We start from the raw sequence: 21,740 nt of genomic DNA on the forward strand, positions 1-21,740 counted from the left end.
AAATTTCCCTGGATCACCGCGCATGGCTTCCGCCCCGAATCTGCAATTCAAGTTTGTCAACTATACCGGCCTGGACGAGGGTCCGAGCGTGATCATCATGGGCGCGACCCATGGCAACGAGATTTGCGGCACTGAGGCGATCCGCCGCGTCATGGCCGAGCTCGACAGCGGCACGCTGCGCATCGCGGCCGGCAGCGTCACCTTCGTGCCGATCGTCAATCCGCTGGCCTACTTCAAGAACCAGCGCAATGGCGAGCGCAACCTGAACCGCAACCTGTTCCCGAAAGACGACCCGCAGGATTTCGAAGACCGCATCGCCAACTGGCTGTGTCCGCTGCTGGCGCAACACGACGTGCTGCTCGACCTGCACTCGTTTAACGCCGCGCACGGCGAACCCTTCGTGATGGTCGGCCCGGTGAACAACGATGGTCCGCTCGAGCCCTTCGCGCATGCGGAAAAGGAACGGGCGCTGGCGCGCCGCCTCGGCGTGCGCCGTTTCGTGACCGGCTGGATGGCGGCCTATGGCGGCGGCGTGCAGCGCCGCTCGCGCGGCAATGCGGCCGAACTGGAAACCGTACTGCGCTACGGCGTCGGTACCACCGAGTACATGCGCAGCACCGGCGGCTATGCGCTGACCCTCGAATGCGGGCAGCACGTCGATCCGCAGGCGCCGGAAGTGGCCTACCGCGCCATCATCAACACGCTGGCGTTTTTAAAACTGATCGAGGCGCCGGAGCCGCAACCGGTGCCCTTCGAAGAGATGGAAGCGCTGCACATGGTCGCCGTGTACGACAAGCTCGACGCCGACGACAGCTTCGTGCGCAGCTGGGCCAGCTTCGACCCGGTGCGCGAGGGCGAACAGATCGGCACGCGCGCCGACGGCACGCCGGTGCTGGCCGAATTCAGCGGCCGCATCCTGTTCCCGGATGCCAAGGCCGGCGCGAATTCGGAGTGGTATTACCTGACGCGGGCCAATCCGGAATTCGGGCGCGGCTGAAACGCACAAGGGCGTAGAGGACGTACTCAGGTGCGGTGCGCCGTTGTCCCCGACTGCGTTCTAGTGGATAATTCGACACCATGACCGATACCGCAACCCTCCCCCCTCTCCCCGACCGGCTCTCGATCGATCCGAGCAGCCCTTTCCACAACCGCGACGTGTTCCAGCATGAGGTCGGCATCCGCTTCAACGACAAGGACCGCTTCGACGTCGAAGAGTATTGCCTGAGCGAAGGCTGGATCAAGGTCGCCGCTGGCAAGACGCTCGACCGCAAGGGCAAGCCGATGCTGATCAAGCTGAAGGGCAAGGTCGAGGCGTTCTACCGCTGAGCGGCCGCGCCGGCAAGCTTGCCGGCCTGTTGACAATTCATCTTTCGAATACGAAAACGGCGCTCCCAGGCGCCGTTTTTCATTGCAATATCCCTTGTACAACGCCTGCCTTGATTGTTAAATAAGAGCTGTCGCCAGGTCACAACGGAACATGTTGCGGAGCGGCAAATTGCTTGCCCACACCAAACATCGTCCATATCATCGGGTCTTCTGATTGCCGCCCGGCAATCCATTTTCCTTTGCCTCTCCGCACCAGCGCCCGCTGGGATATTGGACATCACATGAAATTCCCCACGATTTTTTCGATCGCCCTGCTCTCGCTGGCGACGGTCACCGCGGCCCAGGCCGCCGACATTGCAACAACCGTCGACCTCGGCACGACCGGCCTTGGCCTGCACCTCACCGCACCGGTCGCGCCGAAACTGAATGCCAGAGTGGGCCTGAATTACGCCACCTATTCGTACGATGGCCACACCTCGAGCGTGGACTATGATTTCAAGCTGAAACTGTCCACCGTCGACGCCCTGCTCGACTACCACCCGTTCGACGGCGGCTTGCGCTTCAGCGCCGGCCTGGTCCATAACGGTAACAGCATCGATGCCAGGTCGCGTCCGGACGCCAACGGCAATTACACGATCAACGGGCGCAGCTACGATGCCGCCCTTGCCGGCAACCTGATCGGCAAGGTCGAATTCCGCAAGAATGCGCCTTATCTGGGCATCGGCTGGGGCAATGCCGTCAAGGCGGCGGGCTGGAGCTTCGGCATGGACCTGGGCGTGGCCTTCCAGGGTGGGCCGAAGACGAGCCTGGCGCTGCGCGGCTGCACCGCGCCGGCGCTGATCTGCTCGCGCCTTGCCGACGATGCTGCCGGAGAGAATGCGCGCCTGGCCAAGGAGGTCAAGGATTTCAAGCTGTACCCGGTGCTGCGCGCGGGGATCAGCTACCGCTTCTGAAGCGCAGAGCATGCGTGGAAAAGGAAAGCCGCAGGTCGAATGCTGTTCAGTTAAGCCGCACCCCGAGTCCACGGCCGTGCCGTTGCACTCTTCAACGCCAGGAGAAGCCTGTATGTTCGCGCTCCCAGGCCAGGTGGCGCGTCTCGATAGGCATAAAGAGGGCCGTGGACTCGGGAGTCCACCCTACATATCGCGCAAATCGTATTGCGCGACCGGGCTTGGTACTAGCTGGAAATGCGTAACACGCCCCTTAACTGAACGGCATTAAGACCGCAGCCTGCCTTTTTCGTTTCGGCTTGGCTCAGGCAGGCGTCAGCAATTTCAAACCGGCGATGCCGAGCGCGATCAGGCCGATCGAGCCGATGCGCAGCGCGCCGGCCGGTTCGCCCAGCATCATCATGCCGAAGATCGCGGTACCGATGGTGCCGATGCCGGTCCAGACCGCGTAGGCGGTGCCGAGCGGCAGGTTACGCAGCGCCAGGCCCAGCATGCCGACGCTGAGCAGCATTGCCAGCAAGGTGAATGCCGTCGGGATCGGTTTGGTGAATCCTTCCGTGTATTTCAGTCCGGCGGCCCACGCCACTTCCAGCAGTCCTGCCAGCACGAGGTAAAACCAGCTCATCATCGACCTTTCGCGGGGCGTGCCCGTCTGTAAAAAACGGGCGCAAGTATAACATCGTGATGCGACATCCCCTTGCGCCGAAGTCCGATGGCCGGCGAAATCCAGGCGGGCCCGGCAGGAATTCGCAGTGTCCCGTAAGATGCCCGGATCGATAAAGCGAGGAATGCAAATGACGACACTGTTTGACCCGATCACCATCGGCGCGCTCGCGCTGCCGAACCGCATCATCATGGCGCCGCTGACCCGCGCCCGCGCCATCGGCCCGGACCGCGTGCCGAACGCACTGATGGTCGAATACTATGTCCAGCGCGCCAGCGCCGGCCTGATCCTGTCGGAAGCGACCTCGGTCACGCCGATGGGCGTCGGCTATGCCGACACGCCGGGCATCTGGTCCGAGGAGCAAGTCGCGGGCTGGAAGCGAGTGACCGAGGGCGTGCACGCCGCCGGCGGACGCATTGTCATGCAACTCTGGCACGTGGGCCGCATTTCCGATCCGGTCTTCCTCGATGGCGCCGCACCGGTCGCCCCGAGCGCGGTCAAGCCGGCCGGTACGGTGAGCCTGGTGCGTCCGAAGCGCGAATACGCGACGCCGCGCGCGCTCGAAACGCACGAGATCGCCGGCATCGTCGCCGCCTACCGCCAGGGCGCGGAAAATGCGAAAAAGGCCGGCTTCGACGGCGTCGAGATCCACGGCGCCAACGGTTACCTGCTCGACCAGTTCCTGCAAGACAGCACCAACCTGCGCACCGACGAGTATGGCGGTTCGATCGAGAACCGCGCACGTTTGATGCTGGAAGTGACGGACGCCTGCATCGCCGTCTGGGGCGCGGACCGCGTCGGCATGCACCTGGCGCCGCGCCGCGACGCGCACGACATGGGCGATTCGACCCCGGTCGAGACCTTCGGCTACGTCGCGCGCGAACTCGGCAAGCGCGGCATCGCCTTCATCTTTGCACGCGAAGCGGTCGGCGAGGACAGCCTGGGACCGCTGCTGAAGAAGGAATTCGGCGGCCCCTTCATCGCCAACGAAAAGATGACGGTCGAAACGGCCGAGCGCCTGTTGACGGCCGGCGATGCCGACGCCATCGCCTTTGGCCTGTGGTTCATCGCCAACCCGGACCTGCCGCAGCGCCTGCACAGCGGTGCGCCACTCAACCCGCTGCGTCCGGAAGTGATCTACGGTAGCGGCGCCGAAGGCTATACGGATTACGCGTCGCTGCAGCAAGCTTCATAAATCCGTGGGTGCAAACTGGTCGCGGGACCGGTCTGCGCCCTGTGTTTACATGTATGTATCAGGTATGTACGCCCTGTAGAACGGGGCGTTTTTCCCTGCAGATCCTGTTGCACTCATGATATTCTTGCGCGATTCGCATAGTGCGCCGGTGGCCGGCGCCTGCTCACCAGGAATCCGTCTTGAAGATTTTTGTTCCCCGCGTCATGGCCTTCGCCATCGCCTCCGCACTTGCCTTCTCCGCCGTCCACGCCGCACCCGCCGCCAAAGCCTCCGCTGCTGCCACTACGCCCCGTGCCGAAAACGCTTTCCTGTCGCAAGAAGACGCCGCCGCCCGTTCGGCGCGCGTGTCGAACGTCGATTACGCGCTCGAATTCACGCTGACCGGCAAGCCGACCTTCAGCGGCGTCACCACCGCCACCTTCGACCTGGCCGACAACAGCCAGCCGCTGACGATCGACCTCGACAAGGCGACCGTGAAATCGGTCAGCGTCAACGGGAAGACGGTCGAGACGAAATACAACAACTGGTTCGTGACGATTGCCGCCGCCGACCTCGCCAAGGGCCGTAACACCGTCGTGATCGCCTACGAGCGCCTGCACAGCACCAACGGCGAAGGCTTGCACCGCATGGTCGACCCGGTCGATGGCCGTGTCTACACCTATTCCCATTTCGAGCCGGCCGCCGCGCACCAGATGTTCGCCGTCTTCGACCAGCCCGACCTGAAGGCGACTTATCAAGTTACGGCCACCGCGCCGGCCGACTGGCACGTGGTGTCGACCACGCGCGAGACGCGCATCGAAGAAGCGGGTGCCAACAAGCGCTGGATCTTCCCGAAATCGAAAAAGCTGAGCCCATATAACTTCTCGCTGCACGCCGGTCCTTATAAAGTGTGGGAAGACAAGAGCGGCAAGTACCCGATGCGCCTGTTCGCGCGCCAGTCGGTCGCCGCCCAGGTAACGCCGGAAGACTGGTTCCGCTACACGAAAGACGGCCTGGCATTCTTCGACAATTACTTCGGCATTCCTTACCAGTTCGAGAAATACGACCAGTTGCTGGTGCCTGACTTCCTGTACGGCGCCATGGAAAACGCCGGCGCCATCACCTTTGCCGAAGGCGGCTTCCTGCACAAGGCGAAGATGACGGACGCCCAGCGCCAGTCGCTGGCGTCCGTCATCATGCACGAGATGGCGCACCAGTGGTTCGGCGACCTGGTCACCATGCAGTGGTGGAACGGCCTGTGGCTGAACGAAAGCTTCGCTTCCTTCATGGGTACGCTGGCCACGGCCGAGGCGACCGAGTTCAAGGACGCCTGGCAGCATTTCTATTCGACCGGCAAGCAGGCCGCCTACGTGCAGGACCAGAAATCGAATACCCACCCGATCGAGGTGCCGGTGCCGTCGACCGCGAACGCGTTCGACAACATCGATGCGATCACCTATTCGAAAGGCGCCTCGACCCTGATCCAGCTGCGCCACCTGCTGGGCGCGGAAGTCTTCCGCAAGGGCGTGCACAATTACCTGACCAAGTATTCCTACCAGAACGCCAAGCTCGACGACTTCATCGGCAGCCTGGGCGAAGCGGCGGGACGCGACCTGTCGGGCTGGACCAAACAGTGGCTGTACGAGCCGGGCGTGAACACGATCGCGGCGAACTTCACCTGCAGTAGTGGCAAAGACGGCGGCAAGATCAAGTCGTTCACCTTGCAGCAGACGGCGCCGAGCAAGGCCTTGCCGACGCTGCGCGAACAGCGCGTGCAGGTTGCCACCTTCAAGGTCGAGGGCGGCAAGTTCACCCAGCTGCAGAACGTGCCGGTGACCTACGCCGGCGCCAGCACAAAAGTACCGGCCCTGGTCGGCAGCGCCTGCCCGGACATGGTGTATCCGAACTACCAGGACTGGGGTTTCGTGAAAGTGCAGCTCGACAAGCGTTCGTTCGAAACCGCGCGCGCCAGCCTCGCCGGCGTGGAAGACCCGCTGCTGCGCACGATGCTGTGGCAGAGCCTGTGGGATGGCGTGCGTGACGGCAAGCTGGCGCTGAACGAATTCATCAAGACCGCGCTGGCGAATGCGCCGCTCGAAAAGGATTACACCTTGCTCGGCGACGTGCTCGGCAAGGTCGGCATGGCCAAGTACTATCTGGATGCGATGGGCCTGCACTCGGCCTGGGCGCAGCAGACCCGTGCCGACCTGGAAGCCATGGCGTGGAACGGCGTGCAAGCGAACAAGGGCAACGACAACTTCCAGCGCCGCTGGTTCACGACCTACATCGGGCTGGCCAGCACGCCAGCCGCGCTCGAGCGCCTGGCGGGCATCCTGGCCGGCACGGTGCCGGTGGCAGGCCTGGACCTCAACCAGGACTTGCGCTGGTCCATCGTCGCCCGCCTGAACCGCTACAACCACGCCGGCGCCGCTGCGCTGGTCGAGCAGGAAGCGCAGCGCGACAAGTCGGACAGCGGCCAGGCCGCGGCGCTGGCCGCCACCGTGGTGCGTCCGGATCCGAAGGTCAAGGCCGAATGGCTGGCGACGGTCGAAAACCTGAAGACGGAATTGCCGTTCTCGAAGATCCGCATGGCGATGGGCAGCCTGTATCCGGCCGAGCAGAACGCGCTGGCCGAACAGACGGCGGCCGCGCGCCTGGCCAAACTGCCGGCGATCGACAAGGCGGCCGGCCCGGTCTACATGCGCAGCTACGCCAACACGCTGATTCCGGCCAACTGCACGCCGGCCAGCGTCAAGCGCCTGACCCAGGCCGCCGAAAGCATGAAGGACCTGTCGGCCGGCACCCGCCGCTCGCTGCTCGACACCCAGCAGGAAGACCAGCGCTGCGTGACGATCAAGCAGGCCATGACGGCGCCGAAATAAGTCTTGAGCTACGGCGTTGTGCCAGGCTATGCGGCGTCCCGCTCGTGGACGCCGCTGGCGCTCACGGTCGGGCTGCACCTGCTGCTGGTGCTGGCCTGGCTGACGGGCATGCACGGCCCGGTGCTCCAGCCGGCGCCGACGGAGCGCATCTCGACCCTGGTGCTGGTGCAGCCGCCGGCCCGGCCCCCGCCGGCGCCTGTCGAACCGCTGCAACTTCCCAAACCGCGTACGCGCAGTCCGGCGGCGATTTCGGTGTCGGCGATCGTGTCGCCTGCGCCTGTCGTCCCATCCGCCCCTGTTTTCGAACCGGCCTCCGAGCCGCAAGCCGACCGGGCCCCTGATATCCCCTTGGCGCCAACGCCCGGCGAACTTCTTGCCACGTCGAAGGCGATGGCGGGCAAGGCCGACCGCGCATTGCGCAATGGATCGAGCCCGATCACGGCCGAGCCCGAGCGCAAATGGGAACGCTTCGCTGAAGCCTTTGCCGCCGCGCGCAAGGATGCCCCGCCCGGCGTCACCCTCGAGAGCTACACAGCGCCGGACGGCGTGACCATCTACCGCAAGACAGTGGCCGGCAAGGTCAGGTGCTACCGCAGCGGCAGCGTCGGCGGCCTGACCACGCAGTTCGGCAACGCCGACCTCCACGGCGCCGGCAACACGACCTGCCCCACAAGCGTCAGCTGGACCCGTCACTGATTGTTCGTCAAGCACTCAACCTCCTTTCGTTACAGGTCTGGTACCCGTGCCAGGGACGCACAGCTCGGCCAGGCGGCGCCAGGAACCGTCGGCAAAGCACTCGCCCGCTGGCGGCGTGCGCTCGAACAACTGGCCGAGGCCCTGCGGCGCCACGTCGTTGACTTTCACTTCGCGCTCGATCGGCAGGCACACGGCATCGTGCCAGGCGGCGGCATAAGTGCGCGGCGTCGGCAGCGGTCCGCGCAGGCGGGTGGCGGCCGCCTCGCATTCGGCGCGCGTGAGGTAGGCGCCGCGCAGGCTGCTGCTCTCGAGCGTCACCTCGAGATGCTGCTGCAGGTACAAGAGCAGGACGATCGTAAACACGGCGGCCTCTCGCTAATGGTCTGCCGGTTGGATAGCGGCGCCGGCCGCGCGGTTCGGCGCGCACGGCTGACCTGGATCAGACCGGGGCGGCAGATGTCCTGGTCAGCAGCGCCGCGGCCGAACGGCTAGAATGGGCGCCTTGGCGGCGCTATACGGCCGCGTCGAACGAGGAATGACTTTGACCTGGGATTATCCGCAACCCTTCGTGTTGTCGCTGGCGCCCGGCGCCGCGGACATCGATGGCCTGAACCACACCAACAATGCCGTCTACGTGCGCTGGTGCGAGCAGGCCGGCTGGGCCCACTCCGAGGCACTGGGGCTGGGCATCGACGATTACCGGCGCCTCGACCGGGCAATGGCGATCCGGCGCGCCGAATACGATTACATCCTGCCGACGCTGCTGGGCGAGGCGCTGACGCTGGGCACCTGGCTGGTCGGCGGCGACGGCAAGCTGTCGATGGAACGGCGCTTCCAGCTGGTGCGCGACGGCGACGGCGCGACCGTGCTGCGCGGGCGCTGGGAACTGGTCTGCATCGACATCGGCGGCGGCCGCCCGCGCCGCATGCCGCCCGAATTCCTGGACGCCTACATGCCGCAGGTGGTGAAAAGCGCCTGAACGCACCCGGGCGCGGGCTATGCATGGGTTAGCTTGAGTCACCTTGCGCCTGCTCAAAGGCAAACTTGAGGAAACCGCGCCAGTGGGCGTTCGCGCCGGGCGACACTGCATTGGTGTCCGCCGTCCACGAGGTGTCGCCATGCCCGGTCCAGCCAATCGTCCCGCCAATCCCCTGCTCGCGGTATTGTTCTGCGCCACCCTGCTCGGGCTCGACGGCTGCCGCCTGAGCGAGGGTTCGTCCGAACAACTGGTCGTCCCCGAAGTCGTGCGCACCAACCTGTTCGTCGCCCCCTACGGCTCGGACGCCAACCCCGGCACCCAGTCCGAGCCCTTCCGCACGATCGCGCGCGCCGCCCAGGTGGTGACCGCCGGCACCACCGTGTACGTGGCGCCGGGCCAGTACACGGGCGGCTTTCGCACCAGCGTCAGCGGCACCGCCGAAGCGCGCATCATCTTCGTGTCGTCCGAACGCTGGGGCGCGAAAATCGTCCCGCCGCTCGATTCGCGCACCAGCAGCGCCTGGGACAACCGCGGCAACTACGTCGACATCGTCGGCTTCGACGTCGACGGCTTCCAGTACCAGAGCGGCACCAAGTGGCTCAGCGGCATCTATAACGGCGGTTCGTACAACGGCATCCGCCACAACCACGTGCACCACATCGCCCTCGACGTCCCCTGCGAGGCGGCCGGCGGCGCCGGCATCGGCGTGGACAGCTATTACAAGGGCAAGCATGGCGAGGTCATCGGCAACAACGTGCACGACATCGGCCCGCCGGAGTGCCGCTTCCACCACGGCATCTACGTCAGCACCCAGGCGCGCGTGCGCAGCAACGTGATCTACCGGATTTCCGGCGCCGGTATCCATCTGTGGCACGATGCCCAGCGGGTCGACATCACCGGCAATACGATCTCCACTTCCGGTTCCGGCATCGTCGTCGGCGGCGGCGATTTTTATTATTCGAAGGGGCCGAACGACAATACGGTCGTGGCCAACAACATCGTCTTCGACAACAAGCACGGCATTCTCGAACAGGGCGCCACCGGCAAGAACAACCGCTACGTGCACAACCTGGTGTTCCAGAACAGCGCCGCCGACTGGCGCCTGCCGCCGGGACGCGAGCACGTCGGCACCGTCGCGGCCGAACCGGCCTTCCTCGAGTACAGCCGCACCGGCACGCCGGATTTCCGCCTCAGCAGCCGTTCACCGGCGATCGGGCGCGGCGCGGTGATCGAAGCCCTGGAACCAGATTTCGAGGGCAAGCAGCGCAGCGTCTCCACCGGCTTCGATATCGGCGCCTTCCAGCACGAGCAATTGCCCGACGCCGAACTGTCGCGCAACGAAGACCCCGATGCGGTGCGCTAGCGGCGCACACCTGCGGCAAGGTTCCTAGAGGATCTCGCGCACCGTCTCCGGCGGCCGGCACAGGCGCACGCCCTTCGGCGTGACCACGAACGGCCGGTTCATCAGCCGCGGGTGCGCCAGCATCGCATCGATCAGCGCATCTTCGCTCGTGCCCTCCGCATCGAGCCCGAGTTCCGTGTACAGGCTTTCCTTGGTGCGCATCGCCGCGCGTGCGGACAGGCCGGCGGCGGCCAGCATGCGCACCAGTTCGTCGCGCGCGGGCGGCGTAGCCAGGTAGTCGACGACGCGCGGCTCGAAGCCTGCTGCGCGGATCGCGGCCAGCGCGCCACGCGAATTGCTGCACTGCGGATTGTGGTAGATCGTGATGTCCATGATGATCAAACTGACAAAGAGGCGGCCATGATACGGCCCGCCCCCGCACCCGGCCAGCTTTTTTGCTTGTCGCTCTTGCCCTTGCCCTATAAAATCCCCCGCTCGTTTTCCGCAAGGTAATGTCCCCGGCCCGGGCGCTGCCTTGTGCGAGTCACAACACACAGAACAAGATGGCCGCTGTCAAGCGCGGCACGACGGAGAAATGATGAGCGACACCCTGATGCATCCAGCCGCCCTGCCCACCTGGCGCCAGCGCACCGCGCTGCGCCTCCTGAACCTGTTCGGCTGGAAGCTGCGCTACCGGCCGCTGCCCGGCCCGCACGGCATCGCCGTCGTCTACCCGCATACCTCGAACTGGGATTTCCCGATCGGCCTGCTGAGCAAGTGGGCGCTCGGCCTGCCGTTCCGCTGGCTGGCCAAGGACTCGCTGTTTCGCGGTCCGTTCGGCCCGCTGATGCGCTATTGGGGCGGGATTCCCGTCGACCGCCGCGCGCCGATGGGGGCGACGCGCATGCTGGCGGACAACATGCTGGCTGAAAAGTGGTGCTGGGTCGGCATCACGCCGGAAGGCACGCGCAGCTACCGTCCGCACTGGAAGAGCGGTTTCTACCACCTGGCGATGGCCGCCAGGGTGCCGCTGGTGCTGGTCTACATCGACTACGGCAAGAAGGAACTGGGCCTGGTCGATTTCATCCACCTGAGCGGCGACCAGGATGCCGATATGGCGGCGATCGCCGCCGTGTACCAGGACCGCCAGGCGCTCAACCCGCAGGATGCGGCGCCGATCAAGCTGGCGCCGCCGCATATCGGGCCGGACCGGCGCAAGGGCTGATCGCTCGGCGCGTTGATTCGGACGCACGTCGACGCGTGGACGGCGGAGCCGTCCACCCTACGGCGCCGGTCCCGGTAGAGGTTGTGAAAAAATCGTCAGGGCAAGGGATACGGCCGCCCGGCGCCGAGTCGAAGACAGTACGAGTGTACGGCGAGACGAGGCAACGCAGCCATGGCGATTTTTTCACAACCTCGTAGGGTGGACCGGGCCACGAGAGGCGAGTTCCCCGTCCACGCGTTCAGCCGGCGCTCACATCTGCCGCGCACCCTGGCGCTCGCGCACGAACAGGGTCTTGTACCAGATCGCCGTGGCGCGCCAGGCGCCGCCCGGGGTGGCGCAGTATTCGGGCAGTTCGCCCACCCGCGTATAGCCGAGCCGGGCATACAGCGCTTCGGCATCCGAGCCGGCCTCGGTATCGAGGAACAGCAGGCCGCGCCGCAGCGCCAGCGCCTGCATCTCGGCGGCCGCCATCAATGCCGTGGCGGCGCCGCCGCGGCGCGCGCCGCTGTGTACCAGCAGCTTTTGCACTTCGGCGCGGTTGGCGCCGTTGGGCTTCATGCACAGGTCGAGCTGCACCGTCCCCACCAGCACGTGGTCGCGCCAGGCGGCCAGCAGGATGCGCGAACCGCCCGCGACCGCCTCGGCCACGTCGCGCCAGTAGGCGTCGACCGCCTCCTGGGCCAATGGCATGACGAAGCCGACCGAGGCGCCATGCGCCACCGCATCCTGCAACAGCGCGCGCAATTGCGGCGCGTGCGCCCTGGCGCCGGCCGCGTCGAGCATTCTTACCTGCATGTCGTGTCCTCCCTGTCGATACGCCAGAGTGTGCAGGATTCGTGCCCGCTTTCCAAGCCGATTGAGCGCCTCACGTGCACCATGCTGGTGCATAAAGTGTGATCGTGCACCGGAAGCGACACCGGCAGCGTGCCTTAGTGCGAACCGTGCGCCTCTCCCGCCGACAAGGCGTCCCAGGCCATCGCCGTACTGAGGAACAGCCTGCCGTTGAGCGCGCCGAGCAGTTCGCTGTGCTTGAGGCGGTCCATGACCGGCCCCTTCACCTCGCTCAGGTGCAGGCCGATGCCGCGCGTGCGCAGCATCGCGTTCAATTCGGCGAGGGCGAACAGCGCCGAGGTATCGATCGCATTCACCGCCGACAGCACCAAGACCAGGTGGCGCGTGCAGGGACGGGCCGCGATCTCATCCTCGATGCGCTCGTTGACCGCCTCGACATTCCCGAAAAACAGGCCGGCATCGACCCGCAGCAGGAGCAGTCCGGGCGCGGTGTCGGCCGTGTAGCGGTCGATGTTGCGGAAGTGTTCGGTGCCCGGAATGCGCCCCAGCACCGCGATGTGCGGCCGGCTGGCGCGCCAGATCAGCGCCCCCATCGACAGCGCCACGCCCACCACCACGCCGGCCTCGACGCCCAGCGCCAGCACCCCGGCGGCGGTGGCGATCAGGGCCAGCGCATCGGCGCGGTCGTAGCGCCAGGCGGTGCGCAGGGTCGAGGTGTCGAACATGCCGAGCACGGCGACGATGATGGTGGCGGCCAGCGCCGGCAGCGGCAGCAGCGCCAGCCAGCCGGTCGGCACGCACAGGGCCAGCGCCAGCAGGCTGGCCGTGATCAGGCTGGCGAGCTGGGTATTCGCCCCGGCCGCGAAGTTCACCGCCGAGCGCGAAATGCTGCCGGTGACGGGAAAGCCGCCCGTCAGCGCGCTGCCGACGTTGGCGGCGCCCAGGCCGATCAGTTCGTAATTGCTGTGCAGTTTCTCGGCGCGTTTCAGGGCCAGGGTCTGGGCGCCGGACATGCTGATCAGGAAGACCATGAAGCCGATCAGGAGCGCCGGCTGCAACAGCGCCTGCCAATGGTCGTTCGAGGCCGCCAGGTGCAGCAACGGCAGCCCGGCCGGGACGGTGCCGGTGGTGCGCAAGCCGAGCGCTTCCAGCCCGAGGGCGGGCACCAGCGCGGTCGCACCCAGCACCACGGCCATCGGCGCGAGCTTGGCGCCGATGTCGGCCACGGTCGGGCTTAACCCCAAGTGGCGCAGCAGCGGCGCCAAGTGGCTGCGCGCCGCCAGCAGGAGCAGCAGCGCGCCGATGCCAAGGAGCGCGCTCGGCGGGTGAATGTCTGGAAGCCAGGTGCCCGCCCGGCCGGCGCCGAGCAGCGCCGGCAACTGGCCAAGCGCGATCACCACCGAGGAACCAATGGTGAAGCCGCTCATCACCGGCCGCGAAAAGAAGTTGGCGATGAAACCGATGCGCAGCAGGCCACAGGCCAGCAGCACCAGGCCGGACAGCAGCGCCAGCTGGGCGGCCAGGGTCGCATACAAGGGGCTGCCGGCGGCGGCCAGCGGCGCCAGGGTCGACGCCGTCATCAGCGAGATGATTGCCATCGGCCCGACCGACTGGGTGCTGCTGGTGCCGAACAAGGCATACAGGACCGGCGGGATGATGCTGGCGTAGATGCCGACCACCGGCGGCAGCCCGGCCACCAGGGCGTAGGCCATGCCTTGCGGGATCATCATCATCGCCACCACTACGCCGGCGCTGATATCGCCGGGCAGCATGGCGCGCCGGTAGTGCCTCAACCAGTGCAGCATTGCTCGTCCATTTCAAAAGGCGCAAGGGTAGCACGCGGCGGGGTGGCGAGAACGTAACCGCCGCGAGCGTTCGTGATATGCAGGATTCACACGCGGGCATGCCCGCCCTACACAAGCGTGGCAGCGGCGTACGTAGGGTGGGCATGCCCACGCGTGTTGGTGGGACCGCCGGCGAACTACCCCATCGCCAGTTCCACGCAATTGCGCCCCGCCCGCTTCGCCCGCGCCAGCGCCGCATTCACGCGCACGGTCAGCGAATCGGCGCTCTCGTGCTCTCCGAGCTGCGCCACGCCAAGACTGATGGTCACCTGATCGACGCCCGGCATTTCGGTGGCTTCGATCGCCGTGCGCAGCTTCTCGGCCACTTTCAGACCGTCGATGGCGCTGGTGTGCGGTGCGATCACCTGGAACTCTTCGCCGCCGGAACGTACCAGCACGTCGCTGGCGCGTACCAGCTTCCCGGCGGCGTCGGCCACGGCGCGCAGCACCATGTCGCCGACCGGATGGCCGTAACGGTCGTTGACGCCCTTGAAACGGTCGATGTCGAACGCGATCAGGGCCAGCGGATGCTTGTAGCGGCGCGCGCGCTTGATCTCCTGCTCGAGCAGGGTTTCGCCATGGCGCCGGTTGGCGATGCCGGTGAGGGCGTCGAGCGTGGACAGGTGCGTCACCCGCACCAGCATCGCTTCGCCCTCGCGGTTCATGTCGGCCAGGCGCAGGCCGACCGCGGCCAGGTCGCACAGTTCTGCCAGGGCGGCGAGTTCGTCGCGCGAAAAGGCGCGTGCATCGCGAAACAGCAGGCACAGCGAACCGCGCGGCGCGCCCGGGCCATCCGATGGGATCGGCAGCGCCAGCACCATCCCGACCCCGTGCTCGCGCAAGGCTTCGGCCAGCGCCGGTTCGCCCGGCTTGTCGAGGTCATCGAGCAGCGCGATCGTGTTGCCGGCGGCCGCGACCAGGCCCGGGAAGGCATGCCGCAGCGGCGACTGCAGCAGGCGCTCGGCACGGCCCAGCACTTTCGCCAGGTTCAGGTTACGCTCGCCCTGCTGGGCCTGCAGCTGCAGGTCGCCGCCCGGCTGCAGGTAGAACAGCGCGGCGTGCAGCACGCCGGGCCAGCCGCACAGGGCCTGGCACAGCCGTTCGGCCAGGGCGTCGAGTTCCTCGCCTTCGGCCAGGGCCTGGCGCACGCGCCCGCGCAAGGCTTGCAAGGCGTCGAGTTCCTGTTCGCGCGGCGTCGGCGCCGCCGCCACGGTCGGCCCGGCGGCGAGACGTGCACCGATCGCCGCGCGCAGCGCCTCCTCGCCCAGCGGCGCGATCGCGTACTCGACCGGGCCGCAGGCCATCAGGGCCGGCAGCCAGCGTGCATTCGCGAACGGGCACAGGACAAACGTGGGCGCCCCCGCGCGCGCCGCCACCAGGCGCGCCAGGCCCGCATGGTCGAGTTCCGGGTCGAAGCGCTCGAGGTCGATGACGAGCAGGTCGATCGGCTTGAGGTCGACCTCGGCCAGCGCGGCGTCGGCGCTGTCGACCGAGGTCAGTTGCGCGAACTGCGCGCCGCAGGCGGCCTCGAAATCGGCACGGCGCCCGGCCGCCGGGTTGACGAACAGCCCGGTGTATTGGCCTTGCGGCGTGACCTGCTGGGACATGGTGCTCTCCTCCACATGCATATTTGTTACATAACAGTGGAGATTTTGACATAAACGGGGTCCCCCGAACAGGCAAAACCGCTGGCAAAGTGGCCGCCTGTGTGTGGGAGCGCACCGTCGCGCCCAATTGTGCGGCCGATACTGGGCCGGTCTCGAACAATGCAGAGGGAAGGAAGCGCAATGGCCAACCAGGACGATGTAGCAAACCACCAGAAGGCAATCCAGAATCGCCAGGACCAGATCGACGCCAGCGGCAAGGAAGAAGAAGGACAAAAGCCGGTGCAGATCGGCGCCGAACAGCCGGTGCCGCCGATGCCCGAACAGCACCTGGCCAAACCCGGCCTGGAAGCGCAGATGGAAGTACGGCCGCGGTTCATGGCCGAGAATTACAAAGGCAGCGGCAAGCTCGAAGGCCAGGTCGCGATCGTCACCGGCGGCGACTCCGGCATCGGCCGGGCGGTTGCCGTGCTGTTCGCGCGCGAAGGCGCCGACGTCGCCATCCTCTACCTGAACGAACACGAAGACGCCGCCGAAACCCAGCGCTGCATCGAAGCCGAGGGCCGGCGCTGCGTAACGATCGCCGGCGACGTCAAGGACATGGACTTCTGCCAGCAGGCGGTCGATGCCGTGGTTGGCCAGTGGGGCCGCCTGGACGTGCTGGTGAACAACGCCGCCTTCCAGATGCACGCCAACTCGCTGCTGGACATCACCGAAGAGCGCTTCGACGAAACGATGCGCACGAATATCTACGGTTACTTCCACATGGCGAAAGCCGCCCTGCCCTATCTGAAACGCGGCGCGGCCATCATCAATACCGGCTCGGTGACGGGCCTGAAGGGTTCCAAGCTGCTGCTCGACTATTCGAGCACGAAAGGCGCGATCCACGCGTTCACCATGTCGCTGGCGGCCAACCTGTTAGAGCAGGGCATCCGCGTCAACTGCGTCGCGCCCGGCCCGGTATGGACGCCGCTGAACCCGGCCGACCAGTCGCCGGACAAGATCGTCCACTTCGGCGAGAGCACGACCTATGGCCGCGCGGCCCAGCCGGAAGAGCTGTCGCCGGCCTATGTATTCCTGGCCTCGAACGCCTGCTCGAGCTACATCACGGGCATCGTGCTGCCGGTGACGGGCAGCGTGGGCGAATAACGACGACTAGAACAAGGAGAATCGTATGGCACGCAGCTTGTGGAAAGGTGCGATCAGCTTCGGGCTGGTGCACATCCCGGTCGACATGTATCCGGCAACCAGCAACAAGGGGCTCGACCTGCACATGCTGGACCGCCGCGATTTCTCCCCGATCGGGTTCAAGCGCTACAACAAGAACACCGAGAAGGAAGTCGGCTGGGACGACATCATCAAGGGCTACGAATACAGCGACGGCGAATACGTGGTGCTGTCCGACGAAGACCTGCGCCGCGCCAATCCGGAAGCGACCCAGACCATCGACATCCTGGCATTCGTCGATGCCGGCGACGTGCCGCTGCTGTACTACGACCAGCCTTACTACCTGGCGCCCGGCAAGGGCGGCGACAAGGTGTATGCGCTCTTGCGCGACACCCTGAAAAAGGTCGGCAAGATCGGTATCGCCACCGTCGTCATCCGCGTCAAGCAGCACCTGGCGGCGCTGCACTGCGTCGGCAACACGATCGTCATGAACACGCTGCGCTACGCCGACGAGATCCGCGACCCGGGCGAACTCAAGATCCCGACGAAGAATGCGAAAGGCGCCGCCATCACCGACAAGGAACTCAAGATGGCGACTGCCCTGGTCGAGGGCATGAGCGAGGAGTGGGAGCCGGAGCAGTACCACGACACCTACCGCGAAGACGTGCTGGCCCTGATCGAACGGAAAATCAAGGCCAAGCAGACCAAGACCATCACCATGCCGGACAAGGATGAGAAGCCGGCCAAGGCCACCAACGTGATCGACCTGGTCGCGCTGCTGCAGGCCAGCCTCGGCAAGAAGCCCGGCAAGGGGGCCGCCGCGGACGACGACGATGACGACGAACCGCCGCCACCGAAGCGCGCGCGCAAGCCGGAAGCGGACGACGAGGACGACGAGCCGGCGCCGCGCTCGCGCAAGACGGCGGCGAGCAGCCGCGAGGCGGTCGCCGCCAAGGCGGCGCCGAAACGGACGACCGCGGCGAAGAAGCCGGCTGCAAAGAAGGCCACGGCCACCGCCGCAACCAAGGCGCCCGCGCGCCGCAAGAAGGCAGCCTGAAGGATGGATGGATTCCTCGACTTCCTTCAATGGCCCGCGATGGCGGTCAGCCTGTTCGCCGCCTTCATGATCGGTTCGAAAAAAGCAGGCAAGCGTGTATTCGGGTTCTGGATGTTCATCCTCAGTAACGTCTTGTGGATCATCTGGGGCGTGCACGACGAAGCGTGGGCGCTGATTTCGCTGCAGGTGGCGCTGATGGCGATGAATATCCGCGGCATTTTCAAGAACGGATCGCCGGGGTAACAGATCCGGCGGCCAGGAGCAGCAACCCATTCAACCGGACGGCATGTCGCCGTCCACCAACAAGGAGGTTTTCCATGCGTAAGATGATCATGATGGCAATCGCGGGTTTCATCTGGAAGAAAATCCAGGCCAAGATGAACAAGCAAACCTATAACGGCACCACGAGCGGGCGCCGCTATTGATGTTCCCCGCGCCGCGATGCCCTGTCGCGGCGTTTCCCTCTTGCCTGATCTTTAGGTAATTCCTATCGGTCTAATCGAATCAATCAAATTTATCTTTCGCTCGGCCATACGTAGAATCTTCTCATCAATTTCATCAATTGCAATGAGGAGTACGTATGAATCAGCCACGCATGACCACCGCTTCCGGCATCCCGGTCGCCGACAACCAGAATTCGCTCAGCGCCGGCCCGCGTGGCCCGCTCCTGCTGCAAGACTTCCACCTGATCGAAAAGCTGCAGCACTTCAACCGCGAGCGCATTCCCGAGCGCGTGGTGCACGCCAAGGGGTCGGGCGCCTACGGCAGCTTTACCGTCACCCACGACATCCGCCATCTCACCACCGCCAAGCTGTTCGGCGAAGTCGGCAAGAAAACCGACACCTTCCTGCGCTTCTCGACCGTCGGCGGCGAAAAAGGCAGCGCCGATACCGAACGCGATCCGCGCGGCTTCGCCCTGCGCTTCTATACCGAGGAAGGCAACTGGGACCTGGTCGGCAACAACACGCCGGTGTTCTTCATCAAGGACCCGATCAAGTTCCCCGACTTCATCCACACCCAGAAGCGCCTGCCCGACAGCAACCTGAAATCGGCCAACATGATGTTCGATTTCTGGAGCCGGGCCCCGGAAAGCCTGCACCAGGTGACGATCCTGTTCTCCAGCCGCGGCACGCCCGACGGCTACCGCCATATGGACGGCTTCGGCAGCCACACCTATAGCCTGATCAACGAAGCGGGCGAACGGGTCTACGTGAAATGGCATTTCAAGACGCGCCAGGGCATCAAGAATCTGAGCAACGACGAGGCGGTGCGCCTCGGCGGCGCCGACCCCGACCACGCCCAGCGCGACCTGTTCGATGCGATCGCGGCCGGCGACTTCCCGCAGTGGGACGTCAAGGTGCAGGTGGCGACGCCGCAGCAACTGGCGGACTGGGAAGCGCGCACCGGCTGGAATCCGTTCGACCTGACCAAGGTCTGGCCGCACGGCGACTTCCCCTTGCAGCCGGTCGGCGTGCTGGAACTGAACCGCAATCCACTGAACTACCACGCCGAGGTCGAGCAGGCCGCATTCTCGCCGGCGAACGTCCCGCCCGGCATGGGCTACTCGCCGGACAAGATGCTGCAGGGCCGCCTGTTCGCCTACCACGACGCCCAGCTGTACCGGGTCGGTACCAACCACCAGCACCTGCCGGTGAACGCGCCACGCTGCCCGTTCCACAACCAGCAGCGCGACGGCGCGATGGCGTTCCATAACGGCGGCAATGCGCCGAACTACGCCACGGTCGACGCCGTCGGCCGCGGCGCCACCGGGATGGGGCATGGCGAACAGGAATTGCCACTGTCGGGCAATGCGGGGCGCTTCGATTTCCGCGGCCAGGAAGACGACTACACCCAGCCTGGCAACCTGTTCCGTCTGATGACGGACGAGGAAAAGCGGAAGCTGTGCGATAACCTGGCCGGGCCCCTGTCGCAGGTGACGGACGAGATCCTGGCGCGCCAGCTGGCGCAGTTCCACCGGGCCGACCCGGCGTACGGTAACGGCGTGCGCGCCAGCCTCGAGCGCCTGGGCCGCGCAGTCGCGTAAGTCTTCCCCCTGCCGGCAAATGGCGCCATGGCTTCGGCCTGGCGCCATTTTTTTCGTTGCCGTTGCCAGTCGGCGAAGTTAACCTTTCGAAAAGAATGCGCGGACCCGTAAGGTGGGCGGCTCGCCTCGTCAGTTCGCGTGCCAGCGACGTGTCAGCCGCCCACGCGTTCAACCAGCAGGAAATTCGTCGCGAAGTTTTCCGGGTGTGGCTGGCCGCGTGGGCGGCCTTCAGGCAGCGGCAGGCACGCCCCTGGGTACAGCCGCCCACCTTACAGGTCTGCGCATCGCTGTCGCTACGGTCCTTGCCTCGCCATCGGGATCGGTATCACAGCCCGGCAGTGGTTGCTGGTGCAAGTGGCCTGGACGCAAAAAAGCCACGGCGGGTTGACACCCTGCCGCGGCTGTTGCGGATTGCGGCCAGGGGCCGCCGGTGAGGCTTACTCCTCCAGCTGCGCCGCCAGCGCGGCGATCTTGCCGGCATCGGCGCCGACGGCCTTGACCAGGCGCTTGCCGTAGTCGGCGTCGGCCTTCCAGAAGTGCGACAGCATGGTGTTGCGGCTGTCGTCGTTCCTGACGTTCTTCAGGTCGCCCGACAGGTTGGCGATCAGGTCGTCGCGGTCCTGGGCGCCCAGCGAGCGGTAGAACTCGCCCGCCTGGCGGAAGTTCAGTGTTTTCGCGATGCGCGCCTGCTGGGTGGTGCCGGCCAGCGGCAGCTGGCTGCTGCGCGCGTTGGCGTCTTCCTGCAGCGGCGCCAGGCGGCTCGGCTCGTAGTTGACGTTCCCCTTGCGGTTGCCGATGTTGCCGGCGCCGTCGATGTGGTTGTTGTTCACGGCGACCAGCGGACGGTTGATCGGCAACGACTGGAAGTTGGCGCCCAGGCGGTGGTGCTGGGTGTCGATGTACGAGAACAGGCGGCCCTGCAGCATGCGGTCTTCCGACGCTTCGATACCCGGCACAAGGTTACCCGGGGCCATGGCGACCTGCTCGGTCGCTTCGAAGAAATTCTCCGGAACCTTGTTGAGCACCATGGTGCCGACCTTGCGCTCCGGGATGCCCGGCCAGATCTTGGTCGCGTCCAGCGGGTCGAAGTCGAACTTGTCCAGGTCTTGCGGCTTCAATACCTGCACCGTCAGGTCCCACTGCGGGAACCTGCCGGCATTGATGGCGCCGTACAGGTCGACCGTGGCGTGGCTGGTGCTGCGGCCCTGCACGGCGGGGATCTCCTGCGGACGCAGGTTGCGCTCGCCCTGGCGCGATTTCCAGGCGAACTTCGCATACACGTACTCGCCGCGCGCGTTGACCAGCTTCAGTGCGTGCACGCTGCTGCCGTTCATTTCGCGGTAGGTTGCCGGCGTACCGTAGTTCGAATACACGCGGGTGAGCATGTGCGTCGCTTCCGGCACGTGCGAGAAGAAGTCGAATACGCGCTCCGGCTCCTGCACGTTCGAGATCGGCGACGGCTTGAGCGCATGGATCATGTCCGGGAACTTGATGGCGTCGCGGATGAAGAAGACCGGCAGGTTGTTGCCGACCAGGTCCCAGTTGCCTTCCTGGGTATAGAACTTGGTGGCAAAGCCGCGCGGGTCGCGCGTCGTCTCGGCGCCCGAACGGCTCGGGATCACGGTGGAGAAGCGCACGAAGACCGGTGTCTTGGTGTTCTTCGCGAACAGCCTGGCCTTGGTCAGGTCCGAGAGGTCGTCGGTGGTGATGAATTCGCCATGGGCGCCGGTGCCGGTCGCGTGCACGACGCGCTCGGGAATGCGTTCGCGGTCAAAGCGCTGCAGCTTTTGCACGAGGTGCACGTCCTGCAGCAGGGTCGGGCCGCCGGGTCCGGCGGTCTGGCTGTTCTGGTTGTCGCCGACCGGAGCGCCATTATCCTTGGTCAGGGTCTGGGCCTGCACGTCCTGGGACAGGGCGATAACGCCGGAAGCAAGCGTCAGGACACACAGGGCGGCGCGCCCGACAGACGAGGAAGACAATTTCATAGTTACGAC

20 protein-coding genes are annotated in these 21,740 nt (G+C 65.8%); 13 read left to right on the plus strand and 7 right to left on the minus strand.

Going from position 1 to position 21,740, the window contains the following annotated elements; all coding sequences use genetic code 11:
- Positions 1-22 precede the first annotated feature (22 nt).
- From AC56LG_RS21155 to AC56LG_RS21165, 3 genes are all read left to right on the plus strand, one after another.
- A complete protein-coding gene (locus tag AC56LG_RS21155; protein ID WP_497168013.1) occupies positions 23-997 on the plus strand; it encodes a succinylglutamate desuccinylase/aspartoacylase family protein in 975 nt (324 codons plus the stop codon).
- A gap of 80 nt (positions 998-1,077) precedes the next feature.
- Positions 1,078-1,326 (plus strand): DUF3297 family protein, encoded by a 249-nt coding sequence (locus tag AC56LG_RS21160; protein ID WP_497168014.1) that lies wholly within the window; start codon positions 1,078-1,080, stop codon positions 1,324-1,326.
- Positions 1,327-1,607: 281 nt separating this feature from the next.
- Complete coding sequence (locus tag AC56LG_RS21165; RefSeq protein ID WP_497168015.1) at positions 1,608-2,279, plus strand: hypothetical protein; 672 nt, start codon at positions 1,608-1,610, stop codon at positions 2,277-2,279.
- Between the two features lie 301 nt (positions 2,280-2,580).
- Here AC56LG_RS21165 and sugE read toward each other — a convergent pair whose 3' ends face one another.
- Positions 2,581-2,901: a quaternary ammonium compound efflux SMR transporter SugE gene (sugE, locus tag AC56LG_RS21170; RefSeq protein ID WP_192051966.1), complete on the minus strand. Its 321-nt coding sequence runs from the start codon at positions 2,899-2,901 to the stop codon at positions 2,581-2,583.
- Between the two features lie 169 nt (positions 2,902-3,070).
- Between sugE and AC56LG_RS21175 the strand changes: the two genes are divergently transcribed.
- The 3 genes from AC56LG_RS21175 (at position 3,071) to AC56LG_RS21185 (ending at position 7,692) form a co-directional block, all read left to right on the plus strand.
- Positions 3,071-4,135: an alkene reductase gene (locus tag AC56LG_RS21175; protein WP_497168016.1), complete on the plus strand. Its 1,065-nt coding sequence runs from the start codon at positions 3,071-3,073 to the stop codon at positions 4,133-4,135.
- A 203-nt stretch (positions 4,136-4,338) separates the two neighbouring features.
- Positions 4,339-6,996 (plus strand): aminopeptidase N, encoded by a 2,658-nt coding sequence (gene pepN, locus AC56LG_RS21180; protein ID WP_497168156.1) that lies wholly within the window; start codon positions 4,339-4,341, stop codon positions 6,994-6,996.
- 3 nt (positions 6,997-6,999) lie between these two features.
- Entirely contained in the window at positions 7,000-7,692 is a 693-nt protein-coding gene (locus AC56LG_RS21185; protein ID WP_497168017.1) for a hypothetical protein, read from the plus strand.
- Between the two features lie 15 nt (positions 7,693-7,707).
- Here AC56LG_RS21185 and AC56LG_RS21190 read toward each other — a convergent pair whose 3' ends face one another.
- Positions 7,708-8,055 carry a hypothetical protein gene (locus tag AC56LG_RS21190; protein WP_497168018.1) on the minus strand — a complete coding sequence of 116 codons (348 nt, stop codon included), beginning with the start codon at positions 8,053-8,055 and terminating at the stop codon, positions 7,708-7,710.
- 172 nt (positions 8,056-8,227) lie between these two features.
- Here AC56LG_RS21190 and AC56LG_RS21195 point away from each other — a divergent pair, with 172 nt between their 5' ends.
- Positions 8,228-8,671 (plus strand): acyl-CoA thioesterase, encoded by a 444-nt coding sequence (locus AC56LG_RS21195; protein WP_497168019.1) that lies wholly within the window; start codon positions 8,228-8,230, stop codon positions 8,669-8,671.
- 139 nt (positions 8,672-8,810) lie between these two features.
- Positions 8,811-10,034, plus strand: a complete 1,224-nt coding sequence (locus tag AC56LG_RS21200; protein ID WP_497168020.1) for a right-handed parallel beta-helix repeat-containing protein — start codon at positions 8,811-8,813, stop codon at positions 10,032-10,034.
- Between the two features lie 24 nt (positions 10,035-10,058).
- On the opposite strand, the gene arsC is transcribed toward AC56LG_RS21200, so the two are convergent.
- Entirely contained in the window at positions 10,059-10,406 is a 348-nt protein-coding gene (gene arsC / locus AC56LG_RS21205) for an arsenate reductase (glutaredoxin) (RefSeq protein ID WP_497168021.1), read from the minus strand.
- 202 nt (positions 10,407-10,608) lie between these two features.
- On the opposite strand from arsC, the gene AC56LG_RS21210 reads away from it, so the two are divergent.
- A complete protein-coding gene (locus AC56LG_RS21210) occupies positions 10,609-11,238 on the plus strand; it encodes a 1-acyl-sn-glycerol-3-phosphate acyltransferase (RefSeq protein WP_497168022.1) in 630 nt (209 codons plus the stop codon).
- A gap of 249 nt (positions 11,239-11,487) precedes the next feature.
- Here AC56LG_RS21210 and AC56LG_RS21215 read toward each other — a convergent pair whose 3' ends face one another.
- The 3 genes from AC56LG_RS21215 to AC56LG_RS21225 all read right to left on the minus strand — a co-directional run bounded on the left by AC56LG_RS21215 (position 11,488) and on the right by AC56LG_RS21225 (position 15,481).
- Positions 11,488-12,033 carry a GNAT family N-acetyltransferase gene (locus AC56LG_RS21215; protein WP_497168023.1) on the minus strand — a complete coding sequence of 182 codons (546 nt, stop codon included), beginning with the start codon at positions 12,031-12,033 and terminating at the stop codon, positions 11,488-11,490.
- A gap of 134 nt (positions 12,034-12,167) precedes the next feature.
- Positions 12,168-13,835 carry a SulP family inorganic anion transporter gene (locus tag AC56LG_RS21220; protein ID WP_497168024.1) on the minus strand — a complete coding sequence of 556 codons (1,668 nt, stop codon included), beginning with the start codon at positions 13,833-13,835 and terminating at the stop codon, positions 12,168-12,170.
- A gap of 176 nt (positions 13,836-14,011) precedes the next feature.
- Positions 14,012-15,481 (minus strand): GGDEF domain-containing protein, encoded by a 1,470-nt coding sequence (locus tag AC56LG_RS21225; protein WP_497168025.1) that lies wholly within the window; start codon positions 15,479-15,481, stop codon positions 14,012-14,014.
- A 180-nt stretch (positions 15,482-15,661) separates the two neighbouring features.
- On the opposite strand from AC56LG_RS21225, the gene AC56LG_RS21230 reads away from it, so the two are divergent.
- The 4 genes from AC56LG_RS21230 to AC56LG_RS21245 all read left to right on the plus strand — a co-directional run bounded on the left by AC56LG_RS21230 (position 15,662) and on the right by AC56LG_RS21245 (position 19,746).
- Positions 15,662-16,627, plus strand: a complete 966-nt coding sequence (locus tag AC56LG_RS21230) for an SDR family oxidoreductase (protein ID WP_497168026.1) — start codon at positions 15,662-15,664, stop codon at positions 16,625-16,627.
- A gap of 25 nt (positions 16,628-16,652) precedes the next feature.
- Positions 16,653-17,702 (plus strand): non-homologous end joining protein Ku, encoded by a 1,050-nt coding sequence (gene ku / locus AC56LG_RS21235; RefSeq protein ID WP_497168027.1) that lies wholly within the window; start codon positions 16,653-16,655, stop codon positions 17,700-17,702.
- 3 nt (positions 17,703-17,705) lie between these two features.
- Positions 17,706-17,945 (plus strand): hypothetical protein, encoded by a 240-nt coding sequence (locus tag AC56LG_RS21240; RefSeq protein WP_497168028.1) that lies wholly within the window; start codon positions 17,706-17,708, stop codon positions 17,943-17,945.
- A 337-nt stretch (positions 17,946-18,282) separates the two neighbouring features.
- Positions 18,283-19,746, plus strand: a complete 1,464-nt coding sequence (locus AC56LG_RS21245) for a catalase (RefSeq protein WP_497168029.1) — start codon at positions 18,283-18,285, stop codon at positions 19,744-19,746.
- Positions 19,747-20,183: 437 nt separating this feature from the next.
- Here the strand turns inward: AC56LG_RS21245 and AC56LG_RS21250 are convergent, their stop codons facing one another.
- Positions 20,184-21,731: a catalase gene (locus AC56LG_RS21250; RefSeq protein WP_497168030.1), complete on the minus strand. Its 1,548-nt coding sequence runs from the start codon at positions 21,729-21,731 to the stop codon at positions 20,184-20,186.
- Positions 21,732-21,740: the final 9 nt, after the last annotated feature.

Source organism: Telluria sp. ZB2R32 (assembly GCF_059685715.1).

Bases quoted from the DNA above. Each gene is read 5' to 3' on its own strand.
- AC56LG_RS21155 (WP_497168013.1), top strand. From the start codon at position 23: ATGGCTTCCGCCCCGAATCTGCAATTCAAGTTTGTCAACTATACCGGC.
- AC56LG_RS21160 (WP_497168014.1), top strand. From the start codon at position 1,078: ATGACCGATACCGCAACCCTCCCCCCTCTCCCCGACCGGCTCTCGATC.
- AC56LG_RS21165 (WP_497168015.1), top strand. From the start codon at position 1,608: ATGAAATTCCCCACGATTTTTTCGATCGCCCTGCTCTCGCTGGCGACG.
- sugE (WP_192051966.1), bottom strand. From the start codon at position 2,901: ATGAGCTGGTTTTACCTCGTGCTGGCAGGACTGCTGGAAGTGGCGTGG.
- AC56LG_RS21175 (WP_497168016.1), top strand. From the start codon at position 3,071: ATGACGACACTGTTTGACCCGATCACCATCGGCGCGCTCGCGCTGCCG.
- pepN (WP_497168156.1), top strand. From the start codon at position 4,339: ATGGCCTTCGCCATCGCCTCCGCACTTGCCTTCTCCGCCGTCCACGCC.
- AC56LG_RS21195 (WP_497168019.1), top strand. From the start codon at position 8,228: ATGACTTTGACCTGGGATTATCCGCAACCCTTCGTGTTGTCGCTGGCG.
- AC56LG_RS21200 (WP_497168020.1), top strand. From the start codon at position 8,811: ATGCCCGGTCCAGCCAATCGTCCCGCCAATCCCCTGCTCGCGGTATTG.
- arsC (WP_497168021.1), bottom strand. From the start codon at position 10,406: ATGGACATCACGATCTACCACAATCCGCAGTGCAGCAATTCGCGTGGC.
- AC56LG_RS21210 (WP_497168022.1), top strand. From the start codon at position 10,609: ATGATGAGCGACACCCTGATGCATCCAGCCGCCCTGCCCACCTGGCGC.
- AC56LG_RS21215 (WP_497168023.1), bottom strand. From the start codon at position 12,033: ATGCAGGTAAGAATGCTCGACGCGGCCGGCGCCAGGGCGCACGCGCCG.
- AC56LG_RS21220 (WP_497168024.1), bottom strand. From the start codon at position 13,835: ATGCTGCACTGGTTGAGGCACTACCGGCGCGCCATGCTGCCCGGCGAT.
- AC56LG_RS21225 (WP_497168025.1), bottom strand. From the start codon at position 15,481: ATGTCCCAGCAGGTCACGCCGCAAGGCCAATACACCGGGCTGTTCGTC.
- AC56LG_RS21230 (WP_497168026.1), top strand. From the start codon at position 15,662: ATGGCCAACCAGGACGATGTAGCAAACCACCAGAAGGCAATCCAGAAT.
- ku (WP_497168027.1), top strand. From the start codon at position 16,653: ATGGCACGCAGCTTGTGGAAAGGTGCGATCAGCTTCGGGCTGGTGCAC.
- AC56LG_RS21240 (WP_497168028.1), top strand. From the start codon at position 17,706: ATGGATGGATTCCTCGACTTCCTTCAATGGCCCGCGATGGCGGTCAGC.
- AC56LG_RS21245 (WP_497168029.1), top strand. From the start codon at position 18,283: ATGAATCAGCCACGCATGACCACCGCTTCCGGCATCCCGGTCGCCGAC.
- AC56LG_RS21250 (WP_497168030.1), bottom strand. From the start codon at position 21,731: ATGAAATTGTCTTCCTCGTCTGTCGGGCGCGCCGCCCTGTGTGTCCTG.